Below are 16,476 nucleotides of genomic sequence, written 5' to 3'. Positions count from 1 at the left end.
AATATGGCATAAGAACTTGCGCCCCGCCAATACTAAGATTGAGTATATCAATTACGTTACGGAAAGGGTGACAGTATTGTGCACTAACAGTCGCTTACAAACTATCGTCAGTATCCTCATCATCCTGCTGGTCTTAGCCGCTGTCCTGGCTGGTGGCTGTGGCACCGGCAATAAACCGGCTCCGAAACCCCTTGATCCGAACCAGCAGGCACCGGGCGATGGTACTATGCCCCCGCGCATGGTTATTGGCTACTATGAAAACCCCTGGCCCGGCACCCCTGACCAGAGCGGTTCTTTTCCCAGTATGAAGGCTCATGCCAAGAGTTTATCAGCTGTGGGGCCCTTTTGGTACAAAGCTACCAAAGACGGCACCCTTGAGGCTAAGGACAGCCAACTGGTCTATGATACAGCCCGGCAGTCCGGTCTAAAGTTGTACCCGCTGGTGACAAATAAAACCGGCTCTACCGATGCGGTACTTGGCGATCCGGCAGTTCGCACCAAAGTAACCGACAGTATTGTTAAACTTGTACAGGAAAAAGGCTATGACGGTATCAATATTGACTTTGAACTGTTGCCGCCCAAGCACAAAGACAACCTGACTGCCTTTATGGCTGAACTGTATCCCAAGATGAAGGCCATAAATAAAACCGTGATTGTTTCCGTATTCCCCCGGGTTGAGGTGGCCGAAGACGTATCCGGCGCTTACGATTATCCGCAGCTGGCCCCTAATGCCGATTTTCTGCAGATTATGACCTATGATAACCACTGGGCGACTTCGGAACCAGGGCCGGTGGCGCCGGTGGAGTGGTTTGAAAAAAATGTTAACTATGCAATTGAGCAAGCCGGCGGCCCCCATAAAGTCATCATCGGCATCAGCGCTTATGGCTATGACTGGGTAGGCAAAGAAGGGGAAACGATTAAATATGTTGACGCCATTGTGCTGGCTGAAAAAAATGGCGCTAAAATCAATTATGATGACAAAGCGCAGGCACCCTGGTTCAAATACAAAAACCATGAAGTATGGTTTGAAAATGATAAAAGTACAGCAGCCAAACTGGACATCGTGGCCAAATACAACCCGGCCGGGATTGCGATCTGGCGTCTTGGCCAGGAGCAGCCGGAGATTTGGGGAATTATCGACAAAAAGTTTCCCAAGCAGCAATAATTGGCAAACCTGCCGCGCCGGCGGCAGGTTTTTTTTGCCATACCGAGAATATCAGGCATAAAGATAATCATTCAGGCGAGGAGGAATGAGTATATGGCTGTTGTTGAAGTTACCATTGCCCCGTTGGGGACAGGCTCACCCAGTGTCAGTCACTTTGTGGCCGGCTGCCACAAAGTCCTCGAACAAGCCCCGGATCTTGCCTATCAGTTAACGCCGATGGCAACTGTCATTGAGGGGGATCTAGACCGGATTTTAGCGGTTATTCGACAAATGCATGAAGTGCCTTTTACGGGCGGTGCCCAGCGGGTTATGACGGCAATCCGGATTGACGACAGACGGGACAAAGAATTGACAATGGCAGGAAAAATCAAGGCTGTTACTGACAAACTGTAATGTTTGTTCCGTTCTTTTTCGTAAAAATACTTGACCTTTTAAACTAGAATTTGCTATACTTCAAGACAAGCCCCCGGCGACAGGGGGCTTGTCTTGTTATGTTATAAAAGGTAATATAAAGACGATGGAAGGGTGATTGTGTTATGACATCACGCCTGGAAAAACGGCTTGTTGATCAGCGCAAAAACCGGCGCAGCCGTTTTTTACTGATACTCCTTTGCTTGCTTTTGTTTATTACTGTGGCCGGCGCCACCTATTACTGGTCAACAGGCGGTACCTTTGAAAAAGCCCGGCAGGCAGGGGCGGATGTAACCGGACTGCCGCACAAAGTCAACATCCTGGTAATGGGAGTAGATGAGCGCAGTGATGATGTTGGCCGTTCGGATACGATGTTCGTCGTTACTGTCGACACCGGCACCAAAGAAGTGTCCCTGCTGTCCATACCCCGGGATACCAGGGTTAGAATCCCCGGTTACGGCTGGGACAAGATTAACCATGCCTATGCTGAAGGCGGCCATAAGCTGTCAAAACGGGCAGTGGAAGAGTTGTTGGGCATCCCCCTGGATTATTATGCAATCATTAACTTTGCGGCCTTTAATAAAATCGTTGACGCCGTCGGCGGTGTCACTGTTGATGTGGAAAAACGTATGTATTATGAAGATCCCTATGACAACCTGTTGATTGACCTTAAGCCCGGTCTGCAGAAAATGGACGGCAGGACTGCAATCAAATACGTTCGCTACCGCGACGAAGAGGGCGACATTGGCCGGATTGAGCGCCAGCAGAAGTTTATCAAAGCGATGCTCAAAGAAGCCAGCAGCCCGTTCATTCTGCCGCGGATACCGGGCATTATCCGGGAAGTAAACGCAGCTATTGACACTGATATGACAACCGCAGAAATGCTGAATCTGGCAAAACTGTTGAATGATGCGTCCAAGGCCGGCCTAAAGGCGGATATGGTGCCGGGAAAACCGGCCTATATTGCCGATATCAGTTATTGGCTGCCTGATATCATTGCATTGCGAAATTATGTGATTTTTACCCAGGGCATGACTGCCGATGCCAAGTTTGTGGCTGCCGCCCGCTCCACCGCGGCTCAGTATGAACGGTCTGTGCCGCAGGAAATGAAAATCGTTGATGTGCCGAAAAAGCCGGAGGAGGTAAAAGACCCCAAACCAAAAGCGATTACCGATCCCAAAGCTCCGGATAAGTCTAAAGAAGCCGATAAGGCTAAAGAAACCGACAAGCCCAAAGAAACCGGCAAACCTAAAGCGCCGGCAGCCGGCGGCAAGCTGCGGTTTGAAGTGGTCAATGCCAGTGGTGTGCCGGAGGCCGGGGAAAAAATGGCCGAGGCCCTCCGGGATCAGGGGTATGATGTGATTGGCGTGGCCGGCAGTAAAGCGGTCAGCCGAAATACGGTGGTCATTGCCAACGGCGCTGAAGCCAGCGGCAAGCTAACAAGGCTGCCATTCCGCTATGCGCTGCAGGTTAACCGGGATGAAAGCAAAGCCGACACGGTCAGGGTGATAGTCGGCAAAGATTATCTGCAATAAGTGAATTTTCCGCCGGAAATTCTTAATAATGCGGTCAATAGCAACCAGTGCCGGGCACAAGGTTGCTATTTTTTTTGCCTAATCCGGGATACTAAGTAATATGAATTGGCCTAAAGAAAAGGGGACATATATGTGGGACGAGAAAAGCCGGCGGATTGGCATATTAGCCCTCATTGCCGTCGGCATTATCGGCGTACTGGTGCTTAGGCTGGTTTGGCTGCAATTGTTTCAGGGCGGGCAATATAAAAAAATCGCCGAACAAAACCGGACCCGGCAAATTACCGCTCAGGCACCAAGAGGGACAATCTATGACCGGAACGGGGCCGTGATTGTGACCAACCGGCCTAGTTTTGCCATATCCATCATTCCCGGCGAATATACAAAGCCGCAGGAGAGCACCCCGCTGTTGGCGACGATTACCGGTATCCCTGTCGCGGAGATTGAACGGCTGTTGCAAGGCAGCGAAGACTTCCTGTATACCCCGGTGCGGGTCAAGCGGGACATTAATGCCGCCATGATCGCCCAGGTCGAGGAACGGCAGGATTATCTGCCTGGCGTGATCATTGAGGCTATTCCGGTCAGGCAGTATCTGTACAACGAGCTGGCGGCTCACGTATTGGGGTTTGTCGGCAGTATTGGCGAAGAGGAATATGTCAGGCGTAAAAGTCAGGGAGTTCGCCCCACCGATTTGGTGGGCAAGGATGGACTGGAGCGGGAATGGGAAGAAGTCTTGCGCGGCACCGACGGCGGCCTGAGGCTGGAAGTCAATGCCGGTGGGGAAGAAGTGCGGTCTCTGGGGGACCGGACAGCTATTCCCGGCCAGGGGCTGGTATTGACGCTTGATGCTAATCTGCAAAAGGCTGCGGAGGAAGCTTTGGCTGTTCAGCTAACAGCCAGCCGCAGCCTGGGCGAGCCGGCTACAGGCGGGGCCATTGTGGCTCTTGACGTAAAAACAGGCGGTGTACTGGTCATGGCCAGCAACCCGGCTTTTGATCCCAATGTTTTCGCCGGCGGCATCTCCAGCCGGGAGTGGACCAGGCTGATTGCCAATCCCAATACCCCGCTCAGCAACCGGGCTATCCAGAATACGTATCCGCCGGCCTCGGTATTTAAGATTGTTACAGCCGCTGCGGCCTTGGAGCTGAATCTGACCACCCCCGGGGAAATTTTTGACGACCGCGGGGTATATGTATTAAACGGCTGGAGCTTTTATGGCTGGAATACCAAAGGCCTGGGCAGACTGACCGTCAGCGGCGCCCTGGCCTGGTCGAGCGATCCGGTTTTTTATGAGCTTGGCCGCCGCCTGGGGGCCGACAATCTGGCTGCCTATGCTCTGACCTTTGGTTTTGGTCAAAAGTCAGGCATTAAGCTTGCCGGGGAAGAAAAAGGAAATGTGCCGACTACCGAATGGAAACAGGCTACCTATGGCGAAGGCTGGTATCCGGGCGAAACCCTGATTGCCGCCATTGGCCAGGGGTATTATCTGGTGACGCCTTTGCAGCAGGCTTTGCTGGCGGTAGCGGCTGCCACCGGCGGTGTGGTTTACAAGCCAATGCTTGTTGACAAGGTGCTGACTCCTGACGGCAATCTGGCCGAAAAGCTGGAGCCTGAGATTCTGCGGACAATCTATCTGCGGCCTGAGGTCTGGGACACCATTCGTCAGGGGATGATTGCTGTTACTGTCAGCGGTACCGGGGCCGCCACTTTTAAAGGGTTCCCCCAAACAGTGGCCGGAAAATCCGGCTCGGCCGAAACCGGGCGGGGCACTACTCATTCCTGGTTTGCCTGCTATGCCCCGGTGGAAAGCCCGGAAATTGCCGTGGCTGTTTTTGTTGAAGACGGGGGGGAGGGGTCTATGGCTGCGGCCCCTGTTGCCAGGCGGATACTGGAGTCGTATTTTTCCATACCGGGTAAAGCCCTGCCGCCGTCCGACAGAACAGATTAGCCTGGTTCATTATTTTATTTATGTCAAAAGGAAAATTACCATTTGGCCGCGAAATATGATAAGATGTTGATGGTACCATAACTCATCCGGGACGTGAAATGAATGGAGTTATACCCGATCAATCTTAAATTAGCCGGGCGGCGGTGCGCTGTTGTCGGCGGCGGTGCGGTTGCAGCGCGAAAAGTGACGCTGCTTGCGGCAGCTGAGGCGCAAGTGACCGTATTTAGTCCGCTGCTTGCACCCGGTCTGGCCAGCCTGGTCGAGGCCAGGCATCTGACCTGGGTGCCGCGTGTGTATGCCCCGGGGGATTTATATAATTTTTTTCTCGTATTTTGCGCTACCGATCAGCCTGAGGTCAACCGGCAGGCCGCGGCCGCGGCGCGGGCCGCCGGGGCGCTGGTAAACTGTGCGGATGCGCCTGAACTGTCTGACTTTTACGTGCCGGCCCATATTGCGCACGGCGATTTACTCATTACCGTTTCGACAGGCGGCGGCAGCCCTGCTTTGGCCAGGCGCCTGAAAGAGGATATTGCTGCCCGGTATGGTCCGGAATATGGCCACTACCTGACACTGATCGCCAAATTGCGGCCTGAGATCAAGGACCGTCTGTCAACAGCGAAAAAGCGGGAAAAATTTTGGCGTGAGACGATTGACAATGAGGCGCTGAACTTAATTAAAAATGGTAAGTTTAGCGAGGCGGAGGAGAGAATACGACATGCAGCTTGTTGTACTGGGCCTGAATCATAGAACTGCCCCGGTAGAGGTCAGGGAATGCTTCTCCTTTTCTGAGGAAAAAATCAAAGCAGCGTATAAGCGTCTTCCCGAATATGATGATATCCGGGAATGCGTTATTTTGTCTACCTGTAACCGTACGGAGATGTATGCGGTTGTTGAGGAGGCGGATGATGCCCTGCCGGTTATGCAGGAGTTTCTCGATCATATGGCCCCGGGTGTATTAGCTGAGACAAGCTATGATTATCTGTTTTATTTTCAGCAGGAGGAATGTATCCGGCATTTGTTCCGGGTCAGTGCCAGCCTCGATTCCCTGGTGCTGGGGGAAGGGCAGATCTTAAGTCAGGTAAAGACCGCCTATGCCATGGCCCGGACGGCCGGCACCACCAGCACCGTGCTGAACACCTTGTTCAACAGGGCGATTGCTGTCGGCAAAAAAGTCAGGACAACGACCCGGATTGCCTACAATGCTGTTTCTGTCAGCTATGCGGCGGTCGAACTGGCTAAAAAGGTACTGGGCGATTTGTCAGCTACCAATGTCCTGGTGCTGGGAGCCGGCGAAATGAGTGAACTGACGGCCAAACATCTTGTGGCCAGCGGCGTTAAAACAGTTTTTGTGTCAAACCGCAACTATGACAGGGCTGCTGCCCTGGCGGTCAAGTTCCGCGGGGTGGCCGTACCGTTTGAGAATTTTATGCAGTCAGCCGTTGAGGCCGATATTATTATTACTTCCACCGGTGCGCCTCACTATATCATCCATGCCTGGGATGTGGCCCACCTTATGCCCAAGCGGCAGGGCCGGCCGATCCTGTTTATCGATATCGCCGTACCGCGCGATATCGAGCCTGAGGTCGGGGCCATTGCCGGTGCGTCCTTATACAATATTGACGACCTGGAAGCGGTTGTGGAATCAAATCTGCGGGGGCGGGAGCAGGAGGCTGTTGAAGCCGAAAAGCTGATTGATGAAGAGATGGCCGGAATTATTGAAAGGTTCCGTTATTTATCGTATCAGCCAACCCTGGTGCGGCTGACCGACAAGGCCGAGCGCATCAGGCAGCGGGAAATTAAGCGGGCCATGGCCAAGCTGCCCGATATTACCGCCGACGAGCGCAAGATATTTGAAAATATGTCAAGAATGATTGTGAGAAAGCTGCTCCGCGACCCGATTGTCAGGCTGAACGAAGCGGCCGGCACCGACAAGGAGTATCATTATCAGGATGCTCTCCGGAAACTGTTTAAGCTGGATATTGCGCTGGAAATAGCACGGGAACAGGAAGACTATTTAGGAGAGGAACAACACAGTGAAACAAAAACTTGTCATCGGTACGCGCGGCAGTAAGCTGGCCTTGTGGCAGGCCAATTATGTGGCGGCCTGTCTGCGGACGCGTTATCCGGAAGTGGAAATTGTCCTCAAGAATATGGTAACAACAGGCGACCGGATCCTCGATGTGCCATTGGCGAAGATCGGCGGCAAAGGACTGTTTACGAAAGAACTGGAAATGGCTATGCTGAGCGGCGAAATCGACCTGGCAGTGCACAGCCTGAAAGATATGCCCACTGAACTGCCGGCCGGCCTGGTGCTGGCGGCAGTGACCGACCGGCTTGACCCCGGTGACGCCCTGATTAGCCCGGTCTATAAAACACTGGCCAATCTGCCTGTTAACGCCCGGGTCGGGACCTCAAGCCTCCGGCGCAAAGCGCAGCTGCTGAATGCCCGGCCTGACCTTGTGATTGTGGACCTGCGCGGCAACCTGGATACGCGGCTGAAGAAGCTGACAACAGAAAATCTTGACGCTATCCTGCTGGCAGTGGCCGGGCTCAAACGCCTGGGCTGGGATGCACAGATTACGCAAATCCTGCCGCAGGATATTTGTCTGCCTGCCGTCGGCCAGGGAGCGCTGGCCCTGGAAGCCCGGGCTGACGATACGGACACCCTGGCCCTGCTGCAATTCCTGAATCATGCGCCAACCTGTCAGGCTACGCTGGCCGAACGGAGTTTTCTGGCTGAGGTTGAAGGCGGCTGCCAGATCCCGATCGGGGTTTACGGTCAGCTTGACCGGGAGGGTCAGCTCCGCCTGAATGCGGTTATTATGTCGCCTGACGGCCAAGAAGTGGTTCGGGACACGGCCTGTGGCAGTCCGGCCGAAGCGGCGGTGCTGGGACAGGCACTGGCGGTGCGCATGTTGGACAATGGCGGGCGGGAAATACTGGCCCGGCTATTTGCCGCCCAATAATTCTTTAAGGGCTGTTATATAGATCAGTATGTAGGGGTAAGGGGGATGCCAATGAACCAGGGAATTGTTTATTTAGTCGGTGCCGGTCCCGGTGACTACGGGCTGATTAGCATAAAGGCCATTGAATGTATTAAAGAGGCCGATGTCATCGTATATGACCGGCTGGCTGACGACCGTCTGCTGGCGCATGCCCGGCCGGAGGTTGAGCTTGTTTATGTCGGTAAAGCCTCAAGCGACCATACCATGCGGCAGGAGGACATTAACCAGCTGCTGGTGGATAAAGCCGGGGCGCAGAAAACGGTTGTCCGCCTTAAAGGCGGCGATCCCTTCGTTTTCGGCCGCGGCGGCGAAGAAGCGTTAACACTGCTGGCGCATAATATTCCTTTTGAGGTCGTGCCTGGCATTACCTCGGCTATTTCCGTACCGGCCTATGCCGGCATTCCGGTAACACACCGGGGGATTGCCACCTCGTTTGCCGTCATTACCGGCCACGAAGATCCTGCCAAGGCCGAGTCGACAATCAAATGGGATAAATTGGCGACTGCCGTAGATACCCTGGTATTCCTGATGGGGGTGGAGAATCTGCCCTACATTACCGGTAAGCTGATAGAGCATGGCCGCCCGGCTGATACGCCGGCGGCTGTTATTCGCTGGGGCACCAAACCTGAGCAGGAAGTACTGGTAACCACTGTTGGCCAGGCGGCTGCCGCTGTTGCCGCCAGGGGCTTGAAACCGCCGGCGATCTTTATTGTCGGCCATGTGGTTGCTTTACGGGATAAACTGGCCTGGTTCGACAATAAACTGCTGTTCGGCAAAAAGATACTTGTGACCAGGGCCCGTGAACAGGCCAGCGTGCTTACGGCCGGTTTGGCCAAGCGGGGCGCCTGCTGTATAGAAGCCCCGGCCATTAAGATTGTTCCGCCTGAAAGCTATGGTCCCCTGGATGAGGCCATTGCCAGGCTAAAAGAATATGACTGGCTGATTTTTACCAGTGTTAACGGCGTTGCGCATTTCTTCAACCGGTTGACGGCTGCCGGACTGGATACCAGAGCGATTGCGGCCAAGGTGGCTGCCATCGGCTTGCCCACAGCGAAGCTGCTGAGAAATTACGGTATTGCGGCCGATATTGTTCCGGCTGAGTTCCGGGCCGAGGGCGTCGTTGAGGCCTTAGGCCCTTACATAAAACCCGGCGTAAAGGTGTTGATTCCCCGGGCTTTGATAGCGCGGGATATTCTGCCGGTAAAGCTGGCAGAACAGGGGGCCCAGGTTGATGTAGTCCCCGCGTACCGGACCCTGGCCGGCGATACGGACGGGCAGGAACTGGCGGCCAAGCTGAACCGGGGCGAGATTGAACTTGTTACCTTCACCAGCTCATCAACCGTAACTAACCTGCTGGCCCTGCTGGGCCCTGCGGGGTCCGGGCTTATTGCTAAAGCCAAGGTGGCGGCAATCGGCCCCATCACGGCCGAGACCTGTCTGGCCCATGGCATTACACCCGATGTTATTGCCGAGGAATATACCATTAAAGGCTTAATTGCGGCCATTACGGCCATGTACAGGGAGGAGTAAATATGGCTATTGTTCAGCGTCCCCGGCGACTGCGAGTCTCCGGCGGCATCCGCAGCATGGTGCGGGAGACGGCACTCGCGGCGGCTGATCTTATCTATCCGTTGTTTGTTGTCCCTGGCACGAAAATTAAAAAAGAGATTGCTTCTTTGCCGGGCAATTATCATCTGTCGCCCGATATGGCTGTTGACATCGCCAGACAGGTTTATGCCGCGGGGATTCCGGCCATACTGGTTTTTGGCCTGCCGGCCTACAAGGATGCGCGTGGCAGCAGTGCCTGGGATATGAACAGCCCGGTGCAGCAGGCGGTTATGGCCATTAAGCAAGCCCTGCCTGCGCTTGTTGTCATTACCGATGTCTGTTTGTGCCAATATACCGATCATGGCCATTGCGGCCTGCTGAACGGCGATACAGTGGATAATGATCCGACCCTGCCGCTCTTAGCCGCAGTGGCGGTCAGCCATGCCCAGGCAGGGGCCGATATGGTCGCGCCGTCGGATATGATGGACGGCAGGGTCGCCGCTATCCGGGAACTGCTGGACCGTTCGGGCTGCAGTGATGTCAGCATTATGTCCTATTCGGCCAAATATGCCTCCGGCTACTACGGGCCCTTCCGGGATGCCGCCGACTCGTCGCCGCAGTTTGGCGACCGCCGGGCCTACCAGATGGACCCGGCTAATGCGCGGGAAGCCCTGAAGGAAGTGGCGCTTGATGTTGCCGAAGGGGCGGATATTATTATTGTTAAGCCGGCCCTGGCTTATCTTGATATTGTCCGCCAGGTAAAGGATAAGTTCCTGCTGCCTGTGGCCGCCTATAATGTCAGTGGCGAATATGCCATGGTTAAGGTGGCGGCGGCCCAGGGTCTGATTGATGAACCGCGCCTGGTCATGGAAACTCTTACCGGCATGAAGCGGGCCGGTGCGGATATGATTATTACCTATCATGCCTTAGATGCTGTACGCTGGTTGTAGGGAGGAGAAACAATGGCATTCAAACTGGATAAATCAGATAAAGCCTTTGCTGAGGCCAAGCAGTATATTCCCGGCGGTGTCAACAGCCCTGTCCGTTCGTTCCGTGGTGTTGGCGGCACGCCGCCCTTTATTGCCAAAGCGGCCGGCAGCCGTATTTATGATATTGACGGCAACAGCTATATTGATTATGTCGGTTCCTGGGGGCCAATGATTTTAGGCCATGCCCACCCTGAGGTTGTCGGTGAGTTAAAAGAGGCTCTAGCGCGGGGAACCAGCTATGGAGCCCCCACCCTGTTAGAAACCGAACTGGCTCGCCTGATTAGCGAAGCCGTCCCGTCCATGGAGCTTGTCCGCTGTGTCAACTCCGGCACCGAAGCCACTATGAGCGTGCTCAGGCTGGCACGGGCTTACACAAAACGCAGTAAGACCGTAAAATTTGCCGGTTGTTACCATGGTCATCATGACAGCCTGCTGGTCAAGGCGGGTTCAGGGGCCACTACCCTGGGGGTGCCTGACAGCCCGGGGGTGCCGGAAAGTATTGCCGGCAATACCCTGACTGCAGAATATAACGATATTCAGGGTTTGACAGAACTGTTCGGCCAACACGGCGAGGATATTGCCGCCGTAATTATTGAACCTGTTCCCGGTAACATGGGGTTGGTGCTGCCCCGGCCCGGCTATCTCGAACAGGTTCGGGCGCTGACGGAGCGCTATGGTGCCCTGCTGATTTTTGACGAGGTCATGTCCGGTTTCCGGGTGGCCTACGGGGGGGCCCAGGAGGTCTATAATATTACCCCCGACCTGACTTGTCTCGGCAAGGTCATCGGGGGCGGCCTGCCGGTTGGCGCCTATGGCGGGCGGCGCGATATTATGGGGCTTATCGCCCCGGCCGGCCCGGTATATCAGGCCGGAACGCTGAGCGGCAACCCCCTGGCCATGACGGCCGGAATTGCCACCTTGCGGCTGCTGGTGGAGAATCCCGATTTTTATGAGAAGGTGACAACCATGACGGCTGCGTTGTGTGCCGGCATGCAGGCCCAGGCCGAGGCCTTTGGTTTCAGCTTCCAGTTTCATCAGGCCGGCTCCATGTTTGGGCTGTTCCTTAGTGATAAGCCGGTATATGATTATAATAGTGCCAAACGCGCCGATACAGCTGCTTTTACTGTGTTTTTCCATGCCATGCTGGAGCAGGGCGTTTATCTGGCGCCATCCCAGTTTGAAGCTGCCTTTATGTCCGGCGCTCATACCCATGCCGACATTGGCGCCACGATTGCGGCCAGCGGCCATGCTTTTGCCAAAGTGGCCGAGTATTATCGTAAGCAATAAAGTTCAGGAAGTAGTGATTCCCATGTTATTGCTGCATTGAGCATGGGAATCACTTTTTTGGCGAATTTTGTTATAATTAACAGAAAATTGCGTTATTATTTTGTTGCTTAAACCATGCAAAACCTTTACATTTCATGTGATTAGTAAGATAATATATTACTAGAGATGCCAATTCTGCTCCTGGATTGTAAAGGGGTTTAGGGGAATGAGTGCGATAAACCGTGTCCATGCTGCGGGCGAATGGGGTGATTCTGCCTCGCAGCTGCAGATTATAACCAGGCGAATAAGCAGTATTTCAGCCGTGTTTACCCTGGTGGCCGCAGTGCTCAATCCAGGGCCGCACTGGGCTGTTATTGTTGTGCTAAGCTCTGCTTATACCATGTATAATATTATATTGTCCTGGCGGCGGAGTAAGCCCAAACTGGGCGAGCTGGCCGTCAACCTGTCACTGTGCGCCGGCCTGACGCTGGCGGGGGCATTATACAGCAATGTGTTGTACCATCTGCTGTTAATGCAAATGGTCCTGAAGGTGGGCCGGGACCGGGCTATGCGGATGACTATCGCTATTTCCCTGGTATATCTGACAGCCAATATAATCAGGGCTGATTTTGTAGCTGCTGCTTTTTTACTGGAAACGGCTTATAATGTGATGGGGTTCGCCGTTTTGTCGATCACGGCCCTCCATATGCGCAATGTCATGGAAATGCAAATGCAGCACGAAGGTCAAATTGCCGAGCTTAAGCGGCAAAATGCCCACCATTATGCGATGGCGCATACCGATGGGCTGACAGGCCTGCTGAATCACCGGGCCTATCTGGAAAAAACCGCTGATTTACCGCAATATGTGTTGTTAGTGATTGATATTGACCACTTTAAAAAACTCAATGATACATACGGTCACCTGTTTGGTGACCAGGTGCTGACAACTGTCGGCAATATTATCAGAATCGGCATTCGCAGTAAGGATATGGCCTTTCGCTATGGCGGCGAAGAGTTTGCCCTGGTGTTGCCGGGTACAGCCCTGGAACTGGGGCTTAAGATTGCTGAGCGCCTCAGGTATCAGGTAGCTAATTGCAATTTCTTTCATAATGGCGAGCCGGTTAAGATTACTATTAGTATCGGCGTGTCCTGCAAAAATCCAAGCGCCGCCTGTCAGGACGCGTTCCGCGAGGCGGACAGCGCTCTGTATCGCGCCAAAAAGCAAGGCCGCAACCGGTGTGTTGTATTTTAGCTGCTGATAAATCCCTTTTGCCTTCTATCGCTTACGGCCTTTAGCGGGGGCGAGCAGTGCGGGACTGTGACGTGCGTCACAGTCCCGTGTGATTTACCTTTATTTTATTAGTATGCCTTAATGTCAATGTCCACTTTGTCTTTGTTTTTAACACAGGCTGTAAATTCAGTGGGCAATCCATTCAACAGAACCGTTACTTTTTTGGCGGCAGGCAGGCTCAAGGGATCAAAATCGGCAGCCAGCAGCACATCGCTGATTAAGGGCTGAGGATCAGCGGCGGTGATCAATTCAATAGCACTGCCGGGCGGCGCCGGTTCAGCCGGTTCAGCCGGGCGGCCGTTAACCCTGACTGTATGGCGGCGGATGGGGACCGGGCAATTCACACCATTAAACAGTACACTGATGGCCGGCTCAAGCTCAGGGGGATTAAGCCCCAGCACCTCCGCCAGCGTAGGCGGCGGCAGCTGGAGAGTTGCTACTGCATCCCCTGTATGTAATACTTGGTCAAGTGCTGCCAGTGTCTCGTTTATGGTATATTTAGGCCAGACTTTATAGGCGCGCAGGGTGCCGTTGACCTGGTAGCTGTATTCAGCCGGCTCAGGGTTAAGATCCAGAAGCTGGAGGGCCTGCAGCAGGGTAAGGCTGGAAGGAGCAACAATCTGATCGCGATCACCTAACACCGTGGCTGCTGTTGCCGGCTGGCCGTTGACGGTTACGGGCGGGCTGACTGTATAATCGTGGCCATCGATCCGGATCGATAACGGTTCCGGCATTGTCACTACCTCGGCCAGCAACGGTCTTGGTTCTGTGCCGTCGGCGCCGAGTGTAACCTCCAGCCTATCCTGGTCCTGTAAGACGCCGGTCAGCGGGGTTGGCTGACTATTCAGCAATACCTGGCCGGGAGTGCCATGGCTGCCGGCAATAAAACGGGTTTCCCCGTTGACCGTAATGGTCAGGGCCATGCCGGGCCGGCCACGCAAAGCTCTGATGTCAATCCCTGCCACTAACAGGGCGTCAGCTACCGTCAGGCGGCTGAGGTTGAAAAGCCTGACCGGCCGCTTGTTTACGAAGACATTAATAAAATTTAAGGCGCGGCCCCCGGCCAGTTTCAGAATGCCGAGGGGGGTTACGGCATCAGGGGTGCATAACTCTGCCGGTATGTCGATAAACCCGGCCATGGAATCGGGGCGGCGGATAGCTACCCGGGCCTGTGGTATGTCCAGTGCCTGGGCGAGGGCCTCAGGCAGCAGCGGCGTCAGCGCGCCGCCGCCCACCAGCAGGACGGCCTGCGGCGGGGCCGTATTGAGAGTCAGAATCTCAGTGGCGATGGCCTGCGCTAATTCGCCTACCTTCGGGGTCATGGCCATAATAATATCTTTAGCCGGCAATTTGCGAGTCATGCCCAGCACATCGGTAAAGGCCAGCTTCCTGGCTTTGCCGCCAAGCTGACGTTTTACGGTTTCGGCGATGTTAAAATCCAGGAGAAAGTGCTGGGATATGGTTTCCGTAATCTCATCACCGGCAAAAGGCACCATGCCATAGGCAACTACCGAGCCATCACGGGTAATGGCCACATCGGATGTACCGGCCCCAACATCGACCAGTACCAGATTAAGATGGCGCATCGTGGAGGGAATCAGGGCATTAATTGCCGCAATTGGCTCCAGGGTGAGGGTCGACATTTCCAGACCGACGGACTGGATGGCTGACTGCAGAGAATCAATTACCTGCCGGGGTAAAAAGGTGGCGATTACCTCGATACCGGCGCGTTTGCCCCGCTGGCCAACCAGACTCTTAATACGGCTGGAATCCAAAGTAAAGCTGACAACACTATAGCCAACACAGTAATACCCGGCAGGGTCCGCTATGGTGCCTGAGGTGGCAAGTTCTGCCTGGGCCGCCTGAACTGCAGCCAGTTCCAGTGAGCGTTCATCGTCCGGGGTGAGGGTGCCGCGGGCCGCCGTTTCCAGCTCTGCACTGCCCCGCAGAGTGCACAGGGCGCGGCCGGCAGCCGCTACGGCAACCCTGGACAGCGGACCGGTGCTGATCTCTAAACGCGCTTTCACTGCGGCCAGAACTCCCGCCACTTCCTGCACATCATGAATCTGGCCGTCCAGCATCGCCCGGGTATGGTGCTCCTCACGATCCGCAGCCACGAGTTTAATTATTCCGTTTTCCGTTTTGCCGACTAAGCCAACGACACTGCGCGTACCGATATCTAATGCAAAAAGAAGTTGGTTATCATCATCCATTAGGTACTCCTTACGGCAGCTTGCGAATACTCCGCCTGGGCGATTGTTTGCGCAACAGGGGTCGCCTCATAGTGGGCATCAGTAGGCTGCATAAACTTGTATTTTAGTGGTATTTTCGCTGCCGTACAGCTTGTTTCCTGTCAGAAAAGATAAGATTATCGTATTTGTTTTATGCTTTTTGCGAGCTGAATCCGGTATATTTTTATGTATTTGCGCCGGATTATTTGGTAAAATATAGTTTAGGTATTAAGAGAGGAGTTTACGAAAGTTGTCAAATATACATATAGTGCTGGACAGCACGGCTAATGCCTCGCCCGAGGTACTGGCCGCTTATCCCAATCTCCACATTGTACCGCTGAAGGTTATACTGGGCGACTGTGTGTGGAATGAACCGGAGCTAAGCGCGGAGGAGCTATTTCAGCTTGTCCGGGAAAAGGGGCTTCATCCGCGGACTTCGCAACCGGCTCCGGGTGATTTTGCCGCTGCCTTTGCGCCGGCAGCCGACGGGAACGACCTTATTATGATCGGAGTTTCCGGCGGTCTGAGCGGAACTGTCAATGGCGCCCTGGCTGCCGCCCGGGATTTTAAAGGCTGCGAGATTCATGTGATTGATTCCTGTACCTCGGCTATTGGCATGGTAAAAATGGCTGAGGCTGCTCTGGCGATGGCGGCGGCAGGCCAGTCGGCCAGTACGATTGCCCGGCGGCTCCAGGCAATGGCGGATGCTACCCATACCTTGTTTATGCCTGACTCACTGGAGTATCTCCATAAAGGCGGCCGGATTGGCGGCGCGGCCGTATTATTCGGCTCGATTCTCCAAATCAAGCCAATCCTTACACTGCGTGCCGGCAAAGTGCAGGTGCTGGATAAAGTCCGGACCAGGCCGCGGGCTTTGGCGCGCATGCTTGAGGAACTGAAGCAATATGGGGAGCTTGAATATATTGGTGTTGCCCATGGTGAGGCACCGGCTATCGCCAGGGAAGTATATGATAAAGTCAAACAGCAATATCCCGGTGTACCTGTATCGCTGACCAGCATCGGCTCCTGTTTGGGAGCACACTTAGGGCCGGGGATTATAGGCCTGATATTTCAGCATAAGTGTGAATAA

General features: G+C 54.3%; 13 protein-coding genes. 12 read left to right on the top strand and 1 reads right to left on the bottom strand.

The window, feature by feature from the left end; all coding sequences use genetic code 11:
• The first annotated feature begins 76 nt into the window (after window positions 1-76).
• The 11 genes from ACZ481_RS24625 to ACZ481_RS24575 all read left to right on the top strand — a co-directional run bounded on the left by ACZ481_RS24625 (window position 77) and on the right by ACZ481_RS24575 (window position 13,116).
• Window positions 77-1,165, top strand: a complete 1,089-nt coding sequence (locus ACZ481_RS24625; RefSeq protein ID WP_464767984.1) for a glycosyl hydrolase family 18 protein — start codon at window positions 77-79, stop codon at window positions 1,163-1,165.
• A gap of 93 nt (window positions 1,166-1,258) precedes the next feature.
• On the top strand, window positions 1,259-1,558 hold the full coding sequence (locus ACZ481_RS24620; protein ID WP_464767983.1) for an MTH1187 family thiamine-binding protein: 300 nt from the start codon (window positions 1,259-1,261) through the stop codon (window positions 1,556-1,558).
• A 143-nt stretch (window positions 1,559-1,701) separates the two neighbouring features.
• Window positions 1,702-3,111 (top strand): LCP family protein, encoded by a 1,410-nt coding sequence (locus ACZ481_RS24615; protein ID WP_464767982.1) that lies wholly within the window; start codon window positions 1,702-1,704, stop codon window positions 3,109-3,111.
• Window positions 3,112-3,241: 130 nt separating this feature from the next.
• A complete protein-coding gene (mrdA, locus tag ACZ481_RS24610) occupies window positions 3,242-5,056 on the top strand; it encodes a penicillin-binding protein 2 (protein ID WP_464767981.1) in 1,815 nt (604 codons plus the stop codon).
• 102 nt (window positions 5,057-5,158) lie between these two features.
• Window positions 5,159-5,803, top strand: coding sequence for a precorrin-2 dehydrogenase/sirohydrochlorin ferrochelatase family protein (locus ACZ481_RS24605; protein WP_464767980.1), 645 nt, complete (start codon window positions 5,159-5,161; stop codon window positions 5,801-5,803).
• Window positions 5,772-7,127 (top strand): glutamyl-tRNA reductase, encoded by a 1,356-nt coding sequence (hemA, locus tag ACZ481_RS24600; RefSeq protein ID WP_464767979.1) that lies wholly within the window; start codon window positions 5,772-5,774, stop codon window positions 7,125-7,127. The genes ACZ481_RS24605 and hemA overlap by 32 nt, the downstream gene beginning before the upstream one ends.
• On the top strand, window positions 7,090-8,022 hold the full coding sequence (gene hemC / locus ACZ481_RS24595) for a hydroxymethylbilane synthase (protein ID WP_464767978.1): 933 nt from the start codon (window positions 7,090-7,092) through the stop codon (window positions 8,020-8,022). The genes hemA and hemC overlap by 38 nt, the downstream gene beginning before the upstream one ends.
• Window positions 8,023-8,073: 51 nt before the next feature.
• Window positions 8,074-9,591: a uroporphyrinogen-III C-methyltransferase gene (cobA, locus tag ACZ481_RS24590; RefSeq protein ID WP_464767977.1), complete on the top strand. Its 1,518-nt coding sequence runs from the start codon at window positions 8,074-8,076 to the stop codon at window positions 9,589-9,591.
• A gap of 2 nt (window positions 9,592-9,593) precedes the next feature.
• Window positions 9,594-10,559 (top strand): porphobilinogen synthase, encoded by a 966-nt coding sequence (hemB, locus tag ACZ481_RS24585; protein ID WP_464767976.1) that lies wholly within the window; start codon window positions 9,594-9,596, stop codon window positions 10,557-10,559.
• 12 nt (window positions 10,560-10,571) lie between these two features.
• Window positions 10,572-11,885 (top strand): glutamate-1-semialdehyde 2,1-aminomutase, encoded by a 1,314-nt coding sequence (hemL, locus tag ACZ481_RS24580; RefSeq protein ID WP_464767975.1) that lies wholly within the window; start codon window positions 10,572-10,574, stop codon window positions 11,883-11,885.
• Window positions 11,886-12,090: 205 nt separating this feature from the next.
• Window positions 12,091-13,116: a GGDEF domain-containing protein gene (locus ACZ481_RS24575; RefSeq protein WP_464767974.1), complete on the top strand. Its 1,026-nt coding sequence runs from the start codon at window positions 12,091-12,093 to the stop codon at window positions 13,114-13,116.
• Between the two features lie 107 nt (window positions 13,117-13,223).
• Here the strand turns inward: ACZ481_RS24575 and ACZ481_RS24570 are convergent, their stop codons facing one another.
• Window positions 13,224-15,368: a cell division FtsA domain-containing protein gene (locus ACZ481_RS24570; protein WP_464767973.1), complete on the bottom strand. Its 2,145-nt coding sequence runs from the start codon at window positions 15,366-15,368 to the stop codon at window positions 13,224-13,226.
• A 268-nt stretch (window positions 15,369-15,636) separates the two neighbouring features.
• Between ACZ481_RS24570 and ACZ481_RS24565 the strand changes: the two genes are divergently transcribed.
• On the top strand, window positions 15,637-16,476 hold the full coding sequence (locus ACZ481_RS24565) for a DegV family protein (protein WP_464767972.1): 840 nt from the start codon (window positions 15,637-15,639) through the stop codon (window positions 16,474-16,476).

This window comes from Sporomusa intestinalis, assembly GCF_055383785.1.
The sequence above is the reverse complement of the archived record's forward strand: the minus strand, read 5'-3'. Positions and strand labels throughout refer to the sequence as shown.